Source organism: Blastocatellia bacterium, from assembly GCA_025054955.1.
In the GTDB taxonomy this organism is placed as follows: domain Bacteria; phylum Acidobacteriota; class Blastocatellia; order HR10; family J050; genus JANWZE01.
The window spans coordinates 1-17,443 of sequence record JANWZE010000114.1; the positions used below are offsets into that span (position 1 = coordinate 1).

Here is a 17,443-nt window from a genome sequence, read left to right on the forward strand (position 1 = left end):
GCGCTGGAAGCAACGCTGCGATACGCGCTCAAGCGCGGACTGGAAGAAGCCTTTCAGCTCGAAGAGACCGAACTTGGCGCCGAACCCGTCGGCAGGGATGAGCATCGAGCCATCCTGATCTACGAAGCAGCAGAAGGCGGCGCCGGGGTATTGCGAAGGCTCATCGAGGAGCCCGACGCTCTATCTGAGGTGGCCCGCTGCGCGCTGGAGATCTGCCATTTCGATGCCACCGGCAACGACGTGAAGCCCGATTGCCACGCAGCCTGTTACGAGTGTCTCCTGAACTTCGGGAACCAGCAGGAGGCGCTAGTCCTTGACCGACACAAGATTCAGCAAATGCTTCTGGATTTGGCCGCGAGCCGGACCGAACTTCGTGTGCAGGGCCGGTCCCGACAAGAACATCTCGTGTGGTTGTGGTCGCTGACCGACTCTCGCTCTGAACTCGAACGCCGGTTCTTGCAGGCGCTGGCTGAGGGAAACTACCGATTACCCGATGAAGCACAGAAGCCGATCACGTCGCCACGGTGCATACCGGACTTTTTCTATGCACCGAATGTCTGTGTGTTTTGCGACGGCGCGGTGCATGACCAGCCAGATCAATCGGCCCACGATCAGGAACTGCGAAGCGAGCTGATTCGGCGCGGATACCGGGTGATCGTGATCCGTTACGACCAGGACCTGCTGGGGCAGATAAACCGGCATCCTGAGATCTTTGGGGGCCAATAACAGTTGAGTAGAAAACGACCATGTTCTTTGTAGGGGGCGTCGCGGTGAAGGTGATTGATTTTCGCGGGAATGAGGTGGTGCGAGTGGTACCATTAGGCGAGGTAGCTTACAAACAATGAAACCGATTCGTCTTTGAGGGCATGCCCGTGAGAACATGCACTATCGCGGGGCGTCAGAGCAGGAGGTTGTTGAAGCGATTGAGACTGCCCCGTGGGAGCCAACCGAACGGGGACGGTTGGAGTGTCGAAAAGATTTCGCTTACGGATAAGATTTGGAATGGCAGATTCTATGCCACAAAACGAGTTCGGCCTATCTTTGTGGAGGAGGCTGAGGAGATTGTAGTGATCACCGTTTGTGTGTACTATCTCTAATCAGGAGACCTGAAGCCATGAGAATCACATACGATACCGAAGCGGACGCGCTGTACATCCGTTTCATTGAAACCACTGTGACCACCGAGCATGTGGCCGAAGGGATTGTGGTGGACTATGCGGCGGATGGTCGGATTGCTGGCATAGAAATCCTGGACGCGCGCAAACGCTTTGGCGACTCGGAAGTGTTCCGACGGGTCATCTTGGAGAACGTCGCGCTGGCAACACCTGCCGCCGCTGGGCCGCCGTAGCGAAAATGCGCGGCACCATCTCGTTTCCCTTCCAGCCAGGCGAGCACCGAGGCATTACCGTGAAGGTGATTGATTTTCGGGAGGGATGGAGTAATATGAGCGGTGAATTTCAGATGGGGCGGCGGAAAGAACGGAAGGGGTGGGTAGGGAATGAAGGAGAGCAGAGTTGAAAATACGTTGTTTGGTGCGTCATTAGGAGCGAACTTAGAGGCTTTTCTGTATGACATCAACCCCTGGTGGCGAGGCCAGCCCATGCGACCCCTCCCTCCTTTTCGCCGCTGGCTGTTTGAGCATACGTTGCAGCGTCTCAAATCAGGGCTGTCGGCTGTGACGGTGCTGCGTGGTCCGCGTCAGGTAGGGAAAACCACGTTGCAGGAGCATATCATTGACCACCTGTTGCATCGGGAGGACGTGGACCCAAGGCGGATCTTCCGCGTGCAGTTTGACGAGATTCCTTCTCTCAAAGGGTTGGACGATCCCATCCTCAGCCTATGCCGTTGGTTCGAGAGCCGCATCCTGGGCGACTCTTTCAATGCCTGGGCACACAAAGGGAAACCCGTCTTTCTGTTTTTTGACGAGGTGCAGAACTTGTCCGACTGGGCGCCGCAAGTGAAAGCCCTGGTGGACCATCACGCCGTGCGGGTGCTTCTGACAGGCAGTTCTGCATTGCGCATCGAACACGGGCGCGACAGTTTGGCGGGGAGAATTTCCACGTTGGAACTGGGGACCTTGTTGCTGCGTGAAGTTGCAGCGATGCGCGGATGGGGCACGTTGGATCCCCTGCTTCCACTCAACGGGCTAAAAGTCCTCAAGGAACGCGTGTTTTGGGAAGAACTGCGGGACTATGGCCTGCGGCATCGCACGATACGTAACCAAGGCTTTGCTGCCTTTTCCGAGCGCGGCGGTTATCCCGTCGCCCAGGCGCGCACCGACCGCCCGTGGGAAGAGGTGGCAGACCAGTTGAACGAAACGGTCATTCGTCGAGTGATTCAACATGATTTGCGCCTGGGTGAACGCGGACGCAAGCGTGACCAGGACCTGTTGGAGGAAATCTTTCGCCTCTGCTGCCGCTATGCGGGTCAGTCGCCGGGGCAGTCCATTTTTGCGCAAGAACTGCGGATGGCTTTGACCGCTAACGTGGGCTGGCAGCGCGTGCTGGCTTACCTTCGCTTCCTGAATGACACGTTGCTCATTCGGTTGGTGCAGCCGTTGGAACTTCGGTTGAAACGGCGTAAAGGACGCCCTAAGATTTGCTTGTGCGACCACTCCCTGCGCGCGAGTTGGCTGCAGGAAGTGATCCCCCTCACACCTGAAGGTCTACAAACTGCACCCCACATGAGCAACCTGGCGGGGCATATCGCGGAGAGCATTGTCGGTTATTTTCTCGGCACCATTCCCGGATTGGATCTCGCATGGTTTCCGGAGCGAGGAATGGAGCCAGAAGTGGATTTTGTCATGACAGTGGGTGAACACCGCATACCTTTGGAGGTCAAGTATCGGCAGCACATTGACGAACATCGCGATACTTTGGGGCTGCGAGCGTTCATTGAAAAGACGGTTTACCAGGCTCCGTTTGGCGTCCTTGTCACTCTCTCGGATGCAGTATCAGTCACTGACCCTCGCATCGTACCTCTCCCCCTTTCATCACTCTTGTTGATGAGGTGAGATCACACGTCTCCCCTCGTTGACAACCCCATCCTCAACCCGCCCTTTGAAGAGCCGGGCCATCAGCGTTGGGGAACATGACCTGAGAAAAGGAGAGAAAGCAATGCAAAGGCTGAAGACTTGCTCCGTCAGTTGCCGCCAGAGCTAGCCATGTCTCTCCTTGAGAATAATCATTTTCATGCTTCGCAGCGTGCGCGGAGCATAAGAAAATCGCCCACGAAACACACGAAGCTCACGAAAGAATTGTATTTTCATGGTCCGTGGCGAGCGCGGAGCTCATGGGCGATTCCTTTGCACAAGGAGAATTTTCATGGCAGCCCCCACCAGCCTCACCCGCGACGCATTGGCCGAAGCGCTTGTTGCTTCGCTGGAAGGCCCTTTGCCCGAAGGGACGCCGCGCCGCGTCTCCGAGCCTGTGCACGTGCCAGGGAAAGGTGACTTCAGTGCTGGGCGTGCGGCGGGCTGAAAAGACGACGTTCGTGTACCAACTGCGGAGTGAATATCTGGCGCACGGCGGCGCTCGGACAGCAATCCCTTATGTCAACTTTGAGGGTGAGCGCTTAGCGGAGCTGGAAGGGGCTCAGCTCGGCCTTCCTCTGCGGTGATTCCGGCGACGCTGAAGCCGCTACCCGTGAGGTGCGCGCCTTACGAGACGCCGGACGCCGATGGCCACGCGCCAAACGGTGGCTTCTGACCCTGACCCGTGACCGCACGCCTGCTGATCCGCCCCAGGATATTCACTGTTGGCCAGCTTATCGGTGGATGCTTACAGCCTCTCATTGACGCCGGCAACCTGCGTGGATGGTGGACCGCACGCGCCCTCGATTGATGGGAAATTTGACGATCACCCTCATCTGTCACGCGCTGAGGCAAACCACACTCCGGCTATCACGAGACGCCCGCAATTTTTGCCGCTCCACCTTGTACTCGCCTTTGAAGACGTTCTAAGATAAGGCTTCAAAACAAATGGAGGGTCTATGCAAAAATTCTACATCGCTACTTTGATGATCGGGTGCTGGCTTGCTGGTCTAATGATCGTCCACCCAGCACACAAGCCGGAGACAAAAAATGCAAATCTGATCTACCCCGGCGAGAAGCATTTCAAGAACATTCGCATGCTGACCGTCGAGGGCGAAAATGCTGAAGCGTATTTCAATTTCAAAGATAACAAACTCATCTTCCAATCAACTCATGGCCCCTATCAGTGCGATCAAATCTTCACGATGAACCTGGACGGCTCCAACATGAAGCTGGTTAGCACCGGCAAAGGACGAACCACCTGCGCTTACTTCTTCCCCGATGGCAAGAAAATCATTTACGCTTCAACCCACGCAGCCAGCCCTGAGTGCCCGCCGAAGGCCGATTTCTCGAAAGGTTATGTTTGGAAAGTTTACAACTCGTTCGATCTGTACGTAGCCAATGCCGACGGTTCCAATCCGAAGCCGTTCTTGCCCGCCCCCGGTTATGACGCCGAAGCTACGATCTCGCCCAAGAAAGATAAAATCGTATTCACCTCGATGCGCAACGGTGATCTGGATATTTACACCGTCAATCTGGATGGCACCGGCTTGCAACAACTGACCACCGAGCTGGGCTACGATGGAGGACCGTTCTTTTCGTGGGACGGCAAGAAAATCGTCTATCGCTCATACCATCCGAAAACGCCCGAAGCAGTGCGGCGCTACAAAGACCTGCTGGCCGAAGAATTGATCGAGCCCTCCAACTTTCAGATCATGGTGATGAACGCCGACGGCAGCAATAAACGTCAGATCACGCATAATGAGGCAGCCAACTTTGCTCCGTTTTATCACCCCGACAATAAACGAATCATTTTCTGTTCGAGTCTGAATAGCCCCAATCGTCGTCGCCCAGATTTCAATCTGTGGATGATCAACGAAGATGGGACAGGTCTCAAACAGATCACATTCTTTGATGGATTCGATGGCTTCCCGATGTTCAGCAGAGATGGAAAGAAACTCGTGTTCGCATCGAATCGCATGAATCGCAAGCCGAACGACACAAATATCTTCATCGCTGATTGGGTGGAATAAATAAGGCCTCAAGGGGTTACACGCCGATGAACTTCTCTTCGTCGTAGCGGCGCGGCGGCATCGCTGCACAAGCGACTTCTTGCCAGCCAACCTAACTCGTCCGCTGCTCGGCATTCCATCGTGGCGCAGTCAAGCGGCGGCCATCTTCAATCGAAATGCCCGGCTCATCTAGTTGCGTCCGGTCCCACAGTTTGCAGGTCACTTTCTTGTGCATTTGATCCAGCCCTTCGCAATAGTTGGTGAATTGGCAGCGGCGAATCTCGGCGCCACGCCCCAGCCGCATCTTCAAGAACCAATCAGGGTCAGCCAACGATTGGCGAGCTGCTGCAATGATGTCGGCTTCGCCGCGTTGGAGAATGCCTTCAGCTTGCTGGAACGTGCAGATGCCGCCCGATGTGACCACCGGTGTGGTATAGCCAGCTTGATTGACGGCGCGCTTGATGGCCGCAGCCAACGGCACATTGCGCCCAAAGGGTCCGCGTTCATCTGACAGCACCGTCGGCATGCACTCGTAGCCGCTCGGCCCCGTGTAGGGATATACAGCCCAACCAATGCGGGGTTGTTTGGCGTCTTCAAATTTGCCGCCTTTGGAGACTGAAAGAAAATCGAATCCGGCTTTGGCAAATTCGACGGCAAAATAGACAGCGTCGTCAATCCGATTGCCCCCTTCGATCACCTCGTCACCGAGGAAGCGAACGCCGACGACATAATCATGCCCGACTCGCTCGCGCACAGCCTGATAGACCTCCAGCGGCAATCGCACACGATGCTCACGCGGCCCACCATATCCATCCGCACGGTCATTGCGGGCGCTGAGAAACGAGGCCATCGTGTACGCATGCGCGTAATGCAATTCGACCCCGTCGAAACCAGCCTCCCTGGCTCGCGCAGCGGCGGCGGCGAAAATATCCGGCAAGACCTGTGGCAATTCACGAATATGAGGTAGGTGCATGTCAGTGACGCGCTCGCGATAGCCATAGCGCAGCGATTCCAATTCGCGTTCGTTCAGGATGCGATCATGCCATTGATCGGAGGCCGAAGCGAGAAATGAACGAATCTCCTGCTCATCAGCGTGGAGCCAGCGCTCATCACCACTCAGCTCGACCAGCGCGCGCCGATGCCGCTCGGTGACCACAAAAAATCGTTGAAAGTAGGTGGCCGGAGCAGGTCGTCGCTTCACTGTGAGGAAGTCAATGATTTGAATGAACAGGCGCGTTCGACCGCGACTTTCATGGCGCACGGTCTCGACTAACTGCCGCAGTCCGGGAATAAACCGATCATGCCCAATGCGCAGCAGTGGTCCACTGGGAATGTCACGCACGCCGGTGGCTTCCACAACGATGGCAGCGGGTTGACCCGCAGCAAATCGAGCGTACCACGCCAGAATTTCGGGCGTGACGTATCCCTCTTCAGTAGCGCGCCACGGGACCATAGCCGGAACCCACGTCCGTGATTCCAATGTCACCGAACCCACTTGGATTGGACTGAACAAGCGTGAACGCGCCGCTTCATCGGCGGTCGGCCACCGCGCTTCGGGCAGTGGGTGTCGAATGGGATTCTCAGGATGCCACATCGTCGTCTGTCGCTCGTCTGGTTGAGTGATTCAGTGTCGCCCGCAATGATCTTCGACCAAATTGAGCAGCCGGTCAATCTCCTCAGGTGAGTTGAAGAAATGGCACGAGACACGCACGCCGCCCACCTGCGACGTGTACCGCACCGACACCAGCACATCATGATCAAGCAACCACTCCATCAGCGCGACATTCTCCTGCGCTGAACCGACGCTGAATGTGACAATGCCGGAACGATACTCGCGCTCAATCGGTGTTACAACCTGCACGCCAAGCGTTTGCAAGCCGGCGATCAAACGATCCGTCAGCGCGTAGATATGCTCAGCAATACGCGCTGGTCCCAGCTCGTTAATCAGTGTGACTGAGGCAGCCAGTCCAATCGCGCCGGGATAATTGGCCGTGCCGCCAACCTCATAGCGACGCGCTTGGCTGACAAGCGAATGGTTCTGCATGGGCCTGATGGAAGGCGTTTGAAAATACTGCCCCCAGCCGCCGCGCGGGGATTGCAAACTCAAATAGCCGCCAAGCGGCGGCTTCAATTGCTCCATGACATCACGACGTATGTAGAGAAAGCCGCAGCCAAATGGCGCATTCAACCATTTATGTCCACCACAAGCGAGCAGATCAATTGGTGTGGCCTGCACATCCATCGGCATCGCACCAATGTGCTGAATGGCATCCACCACGAGCCAGACACGCTGCTCACGACACAACCGGCTGAGCGCCGCCAAATCACAGCGAAAACCGTTGCTCCACTGAACCGAGCTGATCACAACGGCCTTCGTCCGAGGCGTGAGCCAGTCGGCGATGTCCTGAATCTGAATCACGCCGTCACGATTGGGCACAACTTCAACCTCGATGCCTGCCCTCTGCTGCTTCTGACGCCACGGCAGAGCCACTTGCAAAAACTCCAAATCGGACAACAGCACGCGATCACCACGCACGAGCGGCAACGCTTCGGCGGCGATGTTGAGTCCATGCGTCGTGCTTTCGACGAGCGCAATTTCATCGGCATGCGCGTTAATCAGCCGCGCAAGTTGCGGACGAGCTTCGGCGCGTTGCTGATCCATCACAATATGCAGCTCAGTTGAGGATCGGCTCGGACAGCGCAACGTCATCTCCAAGAACGACTGGATAGCTTCGACGGCGACCTTCGGCGCTAAACTCACACAGGCTGCATCAAGAAAAATCTTATCGTTCACTCCAGGGAACTGATCACGAACATCAAGCATAGCATCGGCTGAAAGAGTCAAAATTGATCACGAACGTCAAGCATACCATCGGCTGGAAGACTCAAAATTGATCACGAACGTCAAGCATACCATCGGCTGAAACCAGCCATAGAAGCATCGGCTCTAGAACCCGCTAGACGGCCTGTAGGTGTCGTCTGGGATAACATAGCTCAATCGTCCTGAGCTGATCAACGAAGATGTTTGCCTCCATCCACGCGAATGCACTCGCCGGTGATGAACTCCGATTCAATTAACGCTACGACCACTTTTGCAACTTCTTCGGCGCCGCCCCAATGACCGAGCGGTGTTGCCGCTCGAATGGCAGCATCTTGCTCCGGCGTCGTCGTGGGTGGCGGCAGGATTGGCCCCGGCGCAATGCAATTGACCAAGATGTTGAACGAAGCCAGTTCAAGCGCCAGCGCCTGTGTTAGCCCAATCAGACCATATTTCGCCACATAGTAAGGCAGATAGCCGCGATACCGCGGACGCCCGCTGGCAGCTCCCCAATCGGCCACCGTGATGATCCGACCACCGCCACGCGCTTTCATGCTTGATTCGACTTCGCGCACACAAAGGAACGCTCCCTTCAGATCCACATTCAAATTGCGGTCCCAATCGGCTTCGGTCAGGTCCTCGTAGGATTTGTGCTCGTAGACCGATGCCATGTAGATGAGAATATCTATGCCGTCAAACACCGAGAGCGCCTGCGCGACCAGGGCGCGCACTTGCTCAGCCTGCGATACGTCCGTTTGCACGGCTATGGCGCGACGCCCCTGTTGCTGCACATCCCGCACAGTGGCCTGAGCGATGTCACGCGAACGATGGTAAGTCAGCACCACATCAGCGCCCGCTTGCGCCAACGTGACGGCCACAGTGCGCCCGATTCTAGCGCCGCCTGTAATCAGTGCCACTTTATCTTGGATGTGCATACGGCCTTGATACTTCTCGATTCCCAACGCTCAGCGACCGATCACTCGCTACCGCCGTGAGACGCTCGGACTGTGCTTCAGATAAAATCGAAGCGGTTTGTCTTTCCACTCGCCGGCGTAGTCAACATTGATTCGGGTTGTGACGACAATCTCCTGCGGTTCGATGACGTGGCCCCAGTCTTCCAGATACAGCACCGAGCCGCACAAATCAGCGCCATTCAATCTTCGATCAATTCGCATAAAGCGCGTCAGTTTGCCCGGTCCGCTGGCAATCCGTTCCCACTGACGACGCTGATCGTATGGAACGGACAGTTCGGGCGCAGAGACCGGCTCCAATGCTCGAATCAACACAGCAGCAGGAAAACCATCGCGCTCGGTGACGATATTAAAACAGTCATACATGCCGTAAATCAGATAAACATAAGCAAAGCCCGGCGGGCCAAACATCACGGCTGTGCGATTGGTTCTGCCCCGCGACGCATGACAGGCGCGGTCCTCCGGACCGACGTAGGCTTCGGTCTCGACAATCCGCCCGACACGTTTTTCATCGGGCAACTGATGAACCAAGACTTTGCCTAACAGATCGCGGGCGACGTCCACCGCAGGACGATCATAAAACGATCGTGGTAACCGGTTCAGCTTCATGCGTGCTATATGATATTGATACATCGGGCAAAATCCAATAGACTTGTCGCCTGATTATTTTTGCACTGAGGAGGAACAATCTTGATGTCAGGGGAAATGATTGAGTTTCAAGTCAACGGAGGGACGTGTCCTGGCTACTTATCCATCCCCGCTTCAGGCCAGGGTCCTGGTGTCATTGTCATTCAAGAGTGGTGGGGACTTGTTCCACACATCAAAGAGGTTGCCGACCGGCTGGCCGGCGAAGGATTCGTTGCGCTGGCGCCAGACCTGTATCACGGACAGGCAACCACATCACCGGATGAAGCAGGCAAACTGATGATGGCCTTGCGCATTGATGAAGTCGAAAAAGAGCTGCGCGGCGCTGTTCAATACTTGATTGATCACCCCGCCACCACTGGCGACAAGGTGGGCAGCATCGGTTTTTGCATGGGCGGCCAACTCTCACTCTATGCAGCGTGCAAAAACCCGCAGATCGCCGCCTGCGTCAATTTCTACGGCATTCATCCCAATGTTCATCCGCCGCTAGAGGAACTGCAAGGAGCTTTTCTCGGTCTGTTCGCCGAACGGGATGCCTTTGTTCCAGTCTCAGCCGCGCGTGAGCTTGAGGACAAGCTGAAAGCACTGGGCAAGACGGCGGAGGTGCATATCTATCCCGGCCTGGAACATGCGTTCTTCAATGATTCTCGCCCAGAGGTCTACAACAAAGAAGCTGCCGAGGATGCTTGGCGTCGTGTCCTGGCCTTCTATCGGCAACATTTGAGCAAATAAATTTGGCCACTTCTTGGCGGAATCATTCAAAAGCGAGGGCACGCTGCAAAATAAGTGAGGGTGTTGTTTCGCTTGGTCCGCGCAAATTGAGAGCTGTCTATGACGGAGGCGGGATTCAACCGTCGCTGACACGACGAAACCTATATCATAAAGTCTAAAGGAACGAATTCGGGACGCAGCGTCGGTAGACGCCGCAAGAAGGTCGCCGGTCTCATATCGAGAATGTGGACAATCACCGCCCCGGACGCAGCGTCGGTAGACGCCGCAAGAAGGTCGCCAGACGTGAAACGTCTGGGTGACGTATCATCCCCCGGTCTCCAGTGCGCCTTGGAGAGGCGCCACCCGTTCCCCATCGGCCCGTTCATGCTCTCCAATCGCTGGTTGCCAATGCGCTGCTCTGGCGCGTCTCCAACGCGCTACAAATATTTATTTGACCTGCTGTCTCAGACGTTGCACGTCTGGCTCCCTTCTGCTTGCGCCTCCAGCGCAAGCCCTACGTGTGCCACTATGAGAGGAATCTTCCAAGAACCTTCGCACGCCACTAGATGTAATGGAATTCTTTTGTGTCGTTCGTGTGTCTCGTGGGCTACTTCCCCTAAAAGCTCCCGACTACCGCGATTTCCGAGTCACACACTTGACGTTGAAGCACCGGTGGTCTACTTTTGTGGCAGCCCGGTACAGAGAATCCCCTATGAGGAGGTATCATTACACCAATGTGACGCACAAACTCATAATTTGATGAGTAACATGACTGTGGCGGTTGAAGTGTCCTAGCAACTGCGATACAAAACCAGATATGACATGCGGGATCAGCCAACGATCAGGCGTCCGCTTAAACCAAACATCGTTGGGAAGCGAAGGAATCCAGTAAGGAGAAAATCATGATAGGAGTAGTTGGTACAATGAAGCTGTTTCGATTCATGCTGGTTAGTTTGTTCATCACGTTTCTTTTCACGAGTTCATCTTGGAACACACAAGCTCAAAATCAAAGCAATTTACTTCCCACCACAGTAACGAACGTGAATGCCACGACGAACATCACGCTCAACCTGACCTTGCCGAGCGGATTCATTTTGTCCGGAAATATCACCGGCACGGGTGGCGTTCCTTTGTTGGGCGGCACAGTCACTGCACAGTCATCGAACGCTGCCTATAGCGGCCCCATCACACCACAAGGCTTGGGTGGCACCTATTCCATCGTGTTACCTGCCGGCACCTACAGTTTGAGTGTCACTCGGTTGGTTCTTGACTTCATGACAGGTGACACGTATTTCATCGAGCAGAACCTGGGCATCATGGTCACGATCAATGGCAACACGACACGCAATCTGGTGTTGCCGCCGCTGCCTCCAACGTTTGCTGTGTCCGGCAATGTCACTGGTTCGAGCGCCTTCCCTCCGCGGGGTGGCATCAACTTCACCTCGTCAGACGGGAGAATCCAAGCGGTCACTGAGCTGGATGGAAGCTACAACCTGGCACTGCCGGCAGCAAGCTATTTCGTTAGCATTTCGCCTAACGTATCTCAACCAGGCGGGATTGAACAAGGTTTGTTCATTGCCATGGGGACGGTCACCGTCAGTGGGCCACAGACGTTCAATTTCACGTTGCCCAATGGCGTGAACCTTTCGGGCGTGGTCAGACGCGCTAACGGTTCACCGGTCCCAGGGGCTGTGGTCTCTGCCACGACGAACGTCAACAACCCACTACAGGCGACCAGCGCGACTTCAACGGTCCCCGAACAAACTACGACCGGCCAGTACCGGATGACTATCCCAGCCGGCACATACAACGTTGGCGCCATCACTGATATTGATCTGGGACAAGGGCAAGAGGGGAGCTTGATTTTTCCCTTCCCGTTCCAATCGTTGACGGTAGCCGGGAATCAAACTAGGGACTTCACCGTTCCCAATACGCCGGCTGTCGTCGTCATCTCTGGAACAGTCCGAACCCAACAAGGGCAGCCGGTGGCCGGCGCTGTTGTTGGCGCCTTCTCGACTACGATTACGAACACTCCGAATGTCGCGTTTGGTGTCAGCACGGAGACAAACAGCGCCGGCATGTATCAACTGCGCGTGTTGAGCGGAACGAACTATACGGTTGAGGCCGAGCCAGCCGCAGCGCCCGGTGGCAAAAAACCGGCGCAGAAATGGCTGGAGCGGTTGCAATCGCTCTCTCAACAATCGTTCTAACTGAACCGGACGTATCCTGCCGCAGGGGCATGGAAGCGCAGCAGAGATCGTTTCTTCACCTGACGCGCTTCCGCGCCTCGGCGGTGATGCCAAGGAGCACTACACAATTATGCAATATCGAACCCTCGGTCGAACCGGATTGCGCGTCTCAGCTATTGGTTTCGGCGCTTGGGCTATCGGTGGTCCATCCACGCTTGGGGGCAGGCCGATTGGCTGGGGCGCAACCGATGATACGATTTCGCTGCGAACGCTTGCTGCCTGTTTAGACCTTGGCGTGAACTTCATTGATACGGCTGATGTCTACGGCAACGGTCACAGCGAAGAGCTGATTGGACAAGCTTTCAAAAACAACCGTGACCGCGTCATCATTGCCACGAAAGTTGGCAATCGCGAGACGCCGGAACGTGGCTGGTTCAAAGATTTCTCGCCGGAATGGGTGCGCCAAGCTGTCGAAGCGAGCCTGCAACGACTCCAGACCGATTACATTGACCTCTACCAATTGCATTCGCCCGACCGAGACTTCCACTACACGGCAGACCTGTTTGATGTCTTCGAGCGATTGAAAGACGAAGGCAAGATTCGCTTCTATGGTGTTTCGGTCGGCCCATGGGAACACGGCATCTCTGTTATCGAGACCGGTCGCGGCGACGCGCTACAAGTCTTGTTCAATTTGTTGCAACGCGAAGCGGCAACCGGCTTATTTCCGCTCGCACAGGCTCACAACATTGGCATCATTGCGCGTGTGCCGTTGGCCTCTGGTTTTCTGACGGGAAAATTCGGGCCGGAGGTTCAATTTTCGCCAGACGATCATCGCTCAAAACAACCGCCCGAACAGATTCGCCGAACGCTCGAACAAGTCGAGCGATTGAAAGGCATCGCGCAACAGTTGAATCGTCCGCTGACGCATCTGGCGTTGCAGTATTGTTTGAGTTTTTCGGCTGTCTCGACCGTCATTCCCGGCGCTAAGACTCCGGAACAGCTCGGTGAAAACGTAGCTGCCGGCGACGGGCCGGCGCTCACGGCGGAAGAGGTTCGATTACTGGAAGCCGCCGTCGCCTAGAGTCGTTTGTGAATAAGTTTATCCCGCGAGCGCACGCTTAGGATAAACTCACTCACAAACCGCCCTAGGACGTCCTGCGCTTGCTCTCCATATCGCTTCATCAAACGGAGCCTTTCTCGGGACTATTGGTATCAAGGAATGCCTCAGCCAGCGCCCTGCCGCGCGCGTGCTGCTGACACGCGCCTCATCGCGGTGTGCTGCCAACAGAGCTCTTGACCAAAAGCGCAGCCGCACGAGGCGGCAGGGTGACTTTGAGCTTGCCGCCGTCCACGCGAGAATCTGGAACTGCATTGAGCCGATCTTTAAGAACCGTTCCATCATCAAGCCGAGCTGCTGCTGCCGGGATTTCAATCGTGGCTGGCTTGGTATCGTTATTGAACGCCACGACCACCGACTCAGTCCGCGTCAAACGGGCATACGCGTAGGTTTGCTCGGTCACAACAAGATGAGCCAGTTGACCGCGTCGCAATGGCTCTAATTCAGCGCGCAACATGGTCAGCTTGCGGACATGCTCGAACACAGCCTGTTGATCGGCAGTGCGGCCCGACGCTTCGAATGCGTTGCGCGGATCATCGGGCCAGCCGCCGGGAAAATCGCGACGGTTGTCTGGATCGCCGCCGCCCGGCATGGCGATTTCGTCGCCGTAGTAAATCAATGGAATGCCGCGTGTCGTCATGAGAAATGTGAAGGCCAGTTTCAATCCTTCAATGGTCGCACCCGGCTCATTCATGAAGCGCGGCACATCATGTAAACCAAGGAACGTCACCAGCAAATTGGGATTCACGTAAAGATGATCGCGGGCCAGCATCATGGCGACTTCCCGAATCGGTTTCCCCTGAGCGAATGCGCGGCGAAGCGGAAAGTGCAAAGGAAAATCGAAGAGCGCGTCTATTCTTGTATCAATGCCATCGAAGCGCGGCTGACCGCCTTGAAAGAACGAGACCAGCGCCGGGTCGCCATCAAACAGTTCGCCGACGACCGTCACAGTCGGATATTCCCGCTTGATGGCTGTCATCCACTGGCGCCAAAACCAACGCGGCACATAGGGCAACGTATCTTGCCGGATACCATCCACGCCGGAGATGCCCAACCACCAGAGCGAATTTTGGATGATGTAACGGGCGACCTCTTCGTCATTTTGATTCAAGTCCGGGAGGATGTTGATAAACCATCCATCGAGCGTCTCTCGCTGGGATGCTGGCGTAGCGTATGGGTCCATCAGCGTCCACACTTGCCAAGTGTTGGCCAGATGGTTGGCTTCCGTGCCGTTGTACCAGGTGGGCGTCGGCGGATCGTTCACCCAGGGGTGATAGGGGCCGGTGTGATTGGCCACTTGATCCTGAATGATCTTGAGGCCGTGTCGGTGGGCGGCTTCAACGAGCTGGCGGAACTTGGCTACGTCTCCGAAATGCTCATCTACTGCATAGAAGTCAACAGCACCGTAGCCGTGGTAGTCGGTGATCGCTTCGTTGTTGTAAGTCTCGCGTTCATTCAGATGATTCACGTTGTCATAGATCGGATTGAGCCAGATGGCCGTCACGCCGAGCTGCTTCAGATAGGGCAGCCGATTGATAATGCCTTGCAAATCGCCGCCGTGATAGTAGCGACTTTTCTGCCGGTTCAATAGTCCGCGTGAGATAGCCGGATCATCATTTGAAGGATCGCCATTGCAAAATCGGTCGGGCATGATCAGGTAGATGACATCGTCCGGCGAGAAGCCCTGAAATCGCCCTTGACGAGGCAATGGCACGAGCAGGCTGAATGACGCAGTTGCTGAGCCGCTCTCGGTTGTGATTTTGATCTGGCGACTGCCTGGTGTAGCTTGCGGGTCAATGCGCAGATCAACGAACACGTACGTGCCAGCGGCGTTGACGCGCACTAGGCCAACCTGCACGCCACTACCTGAGACGTCAACACGCGCGCCTGTGAGATTCCGTCCACGGATCATCACCCGCACCGGATTGAGTGAATGGCCGACCCACCAATTGGGCGGCTCGACCTTCAACACCTCCGGCGCGCCGGCCGCTTGTGAGTGGTAGAGCGCAGAAGCCCCAGCCCTGCTTATCTGCATTGAGGTTGTTACTGCAAGGATGAGGCATACGAACAGGAGAACTTGGCGGTGTCGCAGTTGTATCATAGCTATGGCAAATAGTTCCCTATTTCAGTCACCGAATGAAGCCGGCTTGCTCAAAGTGACGGTCGGTGGTCAGACTTCTATGATCCCGCGTTCTGCCACCAACAAAAAAACGCCACTCCCCAATTGATTACTTAACTAACAATGGCTTCTATGATCCCGCGTTCCGCTTGGACCGTTGGCAAGAGTTCCTTTGAGAATTGCCCTTCAAGCGGCTGCTCGTCGCATTCGGCGGAACCATCACGCCCGCCGAAGCGCTGCCCCAGGCCTTTCACGAGCCACTCAGCCGGAGTTTCGCCGGTCGCCGTCGCTGCCTGCCGGACAGCTTCGTAAACTTCATCGGGCAGTTCCAGTGTCAATGTCTGACTCATTGGTGTTCACCCCGCGACTCACTCTATCACGTTTGCTCCTCTTGAGACGGAGCGACTTCCCGTGCTCCTGGAACGTCCGGCGTCATGGCCACAAGCGACGGCGCCGCCCGCTCTTGCTCCGCTGTCACATCTTTCACCCGCTGCACGAGCACTGCCGCCATCATCATGAACACACCGCCAACGATGACCGCCGAGAGGCGATTGTTGTTCAGTAGATGCTGCATGACCCAACCAAAGACGAGCGAAGCCGCGATTTCAGGAAGGACGATGAAGAAGTTGAAGATGCCCATGTAGAGGCCCATCTTTGCCGGCGGGAGTGAGCCGGCTAAGATCGCATAAGGCATGGCCAGGATGCTGGCCCACGCGATGCCCACGCCCGTCATTGAAAGCAGCAGGAGATACTTGTTGTGAATGAACGCCACCGACAGCAGCCCGGCTGCGCCGCATAGCAGACAGAGCGTGTGGGTTATCTTCCGGCTCGTCAACCGCGCCAGCGTGGGCAGCACAAATGAGAAGACGAAACAGACCGCCGAGTACATGGCAAAACAAATCCCGGCCCATTCGACGCCTTCGGTGTAGGCGGGTGATTTCTCGTCCAAGGCACCGAACACATTGCGGGCGACGGCCACAGGGAAATAGAGCCACATGCAAAACAGTCCCAGCCAGGTACAGACCTGCACCCACGCCAGTTGCTTCATGGTTTGCGGCATGCCGGCGATGGACCTGAAGATTTCGCGCGCGTGGCCCAAGACACCCCTCTTTTCCGCCCTCACCTTCATGAAGGCATCCATGTCATCGGGCGGGTATTCTCTGGTGCTGACGATAGTCCACAGAACAGCTCCGAAGAAGGCTGCCGCGCCAATGTAAAAAGAGAGTTTCACCGTCAGCGGAATTGCGTGCTCGCCATCGGCCGTGCTTTGTATGCCAACCAGATTGGTCAGCAGCCAGGGCAGCGCCGAAGCGATCACTGCGCCCAGACCAATGAACAGGCTTTGCATAGCGAATCCGCGCGTGCGTTGCTCTTCCGGTAGCAGGTCAGCAACAAAGGCGCGGAATGGTTCCATGCTGATGTTGATAGAAGCATCCAGAATCCAGAGTAACCCGGCGGCCATCCACAACGCCGATGAGTTAGGCATCAAGATCAGCGCCACCGAACTCAGTATTGCCCCTATCAGAAAGTATGGCCGTCGGCGTCCCAGCCGGTTCCAGGTGCGGTCGCTCATGTGCCCGACAATCGGTTGCACGATCAAGCCGGTCAGGGGCGCGGCCAGCCAGAGAATAGGAATTTGGTGAGCCTCGGCGCCTAGATATTCGTAGATGGCGCTCATATTGGCCATCTGCAAGCCCCAGCCGAACTGGATGCCGAGAAAGCCAAAGCTCATGTTCCAGATTTGCCAGAAGCTCAATCGCGGTTTGTCCATCACTCTCTCTTGAATCCCTCCTCAAAGGCAGTCACCATGCAGCCACAAAACGCCTGCGC

Annotated in this window: 15 protein-coding genes; 8 read left to right on the top strand and 7 right to left on the bottom strand. The window is 56.0% G+C overall.

What is annotated here, in order from left to right:
* The 5 genes from NZ823_14670 to NZ823_14690 form a co-directional block, all read left to right on the top strand.
* On the top strand, nucleotides 1–726 hold a 726-nt coding region (locus NZ823_14670; GenBank protein ID MCS6806372.1), incomplete at its 5' end, for a DUF1998 domain-containing protein.
* A gap of 388 nt (nucleotides 727–1,114) precedes the next feature.
* Nucleotides 1,115–1,348: a DUF2283 domain-containing protein gene (locus tag NZ823_14675; protein MCS6806373.1), complete on the top strand. Its 234-nt coding sequence runs from the start codon at nucleotides 1,115–1,117 to the stop codon at nucleotides 1,346–1,348.
* Nucleotides 1,349–1,645: 297 nt separating this feature from the next.
* Entirely contained in the window at nucleotides 1,646–3,013 is a 1,368-nt protein-coding gene (locus NZ823_14680; protein MCS6806374.1) for an AAA family ATPase, read from the top strand.
* A gap of 310 nt (nucleotides 3,014–3,323) precedes the next feature.
* On the top strand, nucleotides 3,324–3,479 hold the full coding sequence (locus NZ823_14685) for a hypothetical protein (GenBank protein ID MCS6806375.1): 156 nt from the start codon (nucleotides 3,324–3,326) through the stop codon (nucleotides 3,477–3,479).
* Between the two features lie 511 nt (nucleotides 3,480–3,990).
* Nucleotides 3,991–5,064 (top strand): hypothetical protein, encoded by a 1,074-nt coding sequence (locus NZ823_14690; protein ID MCS6806376.1) that lies wholly within the window; start codon nucleotides 3,991–3,993, stop codon nucleotides 5,062–5,064.
* Between the two features lie 91 nt (nucleotides 5,065–5,155).
* Here the strand turns inward: NZ823_14690 and NZ823_14695 are convergent, their stop codons facing one another.
* The 4 genes from NZ823_14695 to NZ823_14710 form a co-directional block, all read right to left on the bottom strand.
* The gene (locus NZ823_14695; protein MCS6806377.1) at nucleotides 5,156–6,637 is read right to left on the bottom strand and encodes an NADH:flavin oxidoreductase; all 1,482 of its coding nucleotides are present in this window, start codon (nucleotides 6,635–6,637) and stop codon (nucleotides 5,156–5,158) included.
* Between the two features lie 30 nt (nucleotides 6,638–6,667).
* The gene (locus tag NZ823_14700; GenBank protein ID MCS6806378.1) at nucleotides 6,668–7,867 is read right to left on the bottom strand and encodes an aminotransferase class V-fold PLP-dependent enzyme; all 1,200 of its coding nucleotides are present in this window, start codon (nucleotides 7,865–7,867) and stop codon (nucleotides 6,668–6,670) included.
* A 188-nt stretch (nucleotides 7,868–8,055) separates the two neighbouring features.
* Nucleotides 8,056–8,796, bottom strand: a complete 741-nt coding sequence (locus NZ823_14705; GenBank protein ID MCS6806379.1) for an SDR family oxidoreductase — start codon at nucleotides 8,794–8,796, stop codon at nucleotides 8,056–8,058.
* Between the two features lie 48 nt (nucleotides 8,797–8,844).
* Nucleotides 8,845–9,465 (bottom strand): DNA-3-methyladenine glycosylase, encoded by a 621-nt coding sequence (locus NZ823_14710; protein MCS6806380.1) that lies wholly within the window; start codon nucleotides 9,463–9,465, stop codon nucleotides 8,845–8,847.
* A gap of 60 nt (nucleotides 9,466–9,525) precedes the next feature.
* On the opposite strand from NZ823_14710, the gene NZ823_14715 reads away from it, so the two are divergent.
* The 3 genes from NZ823_14715 to NZ823_14725 all read left to right on the top strand — a co-directional run bounded on the left by NZ823_14715 (nucleotide 9,526) and on the right by NZ823_14725 (nucleotide 13,458).
* Nucleotides 9,526–10,209 (top strand): dienelactone hydrolase family protein, encoded by a 684-nt coding sequence (locus tag NZ823_14715; protein MCS6806381.1) that lies wholly within the window; start codon nucleotides 9,526–9,528, stop codon nucleotides 10,207–10,209.
* A gap of 881 nt (nucleotides 10,210–11,090) precedes the next feature.
* Nucleotides 11,091–12,398 (top strand): carboxypeptidase-like regulatory domain-containing protein, encoded by a 1,308-nt coding sequence (locus NZ823_14720; protein MCS6806382.1) that lies wholly within the window; start codon nucleotides 11,091–11,093, stop codon nucleotides 12,396–12,398.
* Nucleotides 12,399–12,507: 109 nt separating this feature from the next.
* Entirely contained in the window at nucleotides 12,508–13,458 is a 951-nt protein-coding gene (locus NZ823_14725) for an aldo/keto reductase (GenBank protein ID MCS6806383.1), read from the top strand.
* A 184-nt stretch (nucleotides 13,459–13,642) separates the two neighbouring features.
* Here NZ823_14725 and NZ823_14730 read toward each other — a convergent pair whose 3' ends face one another.
* The 3 genes from NZ823_14730 to NZ823_14740 all read right to left on the bottom strand — a co-directional run bounded on the left by NZ823_14730 (nucleotide 13,643) and on the right by NZ823_14740 (nucleotide 17,384).
* Nucleotides 13,643–15,529 carry an alpha-amylase family glycosyl hydrolase gene (locus tag NZ823_14730; GenBank protein MCS6806384.1) on the bottom strand — a complete coding sequence of 629 codons (1,887 nt, stop codon included), beginning with the start codon at nucleotides 15,527–15,529 and terminating at the stop codon, nucleotides 13,643–13,645.
* A gap of 197 nt (nucleotides 15,530–15,726) precedes the next feature.
* Nucleotides 15,727–15,963, bottom strand: coding sequence for a hypothetical protein (locus NZ823_14735; protein ID MCS6806385.1), 237 nt, complete (start codon nucleotides 15,961–15,963; stop codon nucleotides 15,727–15,729).
* Between the two features lie 26 nt (nucleotides 15,964–15,989).
* A complete protein-coding gene (locus tag NZ823_14740) occupies nucleotides 15,990–17,384 on the bottom strand; it encodes an MFS transporter (GenBank protein MCS6806386.1) in 1,395 nt (464 codons plus the stop codon).
* Between the last annotated feature and the right edge of the window lie 59 nt (nucleotides 17,385–17,443).

Excerpts from the sequence above, each read along its gene's own strand:
- NZ823_14675 (MCS6806373.1), top strand. The coding sequence starts at position 1,115 with ATGAGAATCACATACGATACCGAAGCGGACGCGCTGTACATCCGTTTC.
- NZ823_14685 (MCS6806375.1), top strand. The coding sequence starts at position 3,324 with ATGGCAGCCCCCACCAGCCTCACCCGCGACGCATTGGCCGAAGCGCTT.
- NZ823_14690 (MCS6806376.1), top strand. The coding sequence starts at position 3,991 with ATGCAAAAATTCTACATCGCTACTTTGATGATCGGGTGCTGGCTTGCT.
- NZ823_14695 (MCS6806377.1), bottom strand. The coding sequence starts at position 6,637 with ATGTGGCATCCTGAGAATCCCATTCGACACCCACTGCCCGAAGCGCGG.
- NZ823_14700 (MCS6806378.1), bottom strand. The coding sequence starts at position 7,867 with ATGCTTGATGTTCGTGATCAGTTCCCTGGAGTGAACGATAAGATTTTT.
- NZ823_14705 (MCS6806379.1), bottom strand. The coding sequence starts at position 8,796 with ATGCACATCCAAGATAAAGTGGCACTGATTACAGGCGGCGCTAGAATC.
- NZ823_14710 (MCS6806380.1), bottom strand. The coding sequence starts at position 9,465 with ATGTATCAATATCATATAGCACGCATGAAGCTGAACCGGTTACCACGA.
- NZ823_14715 (MCS6806381.1), top strand. The coding sequence starts at position 9,526 with ATGTCAGGGGAAATGATTGAGTTTCAAGTCAACGGAGGGACGTGTCCT.
- NZ823_14720 (MCS6806382.1), top strand. The coding sequence starts at position 11,091 with ATGATAGGAGTAGTTGGTACAATGAAGCTGTTTCGATTCATGCTGGTT.
- NZ823_14725 (MCS6806383.1), top strand. The coding sequence starts at position 12,508 with ATGCAATATCGAACCCTCGGTCGAACCGGATTGCGCGTCTCAGCTATT.
- NZ823_14730 (MCS6806384.1), bottom strand. The coding sequence starts at position 15,529 with ATGCAGATAAGCAGGGCTGGGGCTTCTGCGCTCTACCACTCACAAGCG.
- NZ823_14735 (MCS6806385.1), bottom strand. The coding sequence starts at position 15,963 with ATGAGTCAGACATTGACACTGGAACTGCCCGATGAAGTTTACGAAGCT.
- NZ823_14740 (MCS6806386.1), bottom strand. The coding sequence starts at position 17,384 with ATGGACAAACCGCGATTGAGCTTCTGGCAAATCTGGAACATGAGCTTT.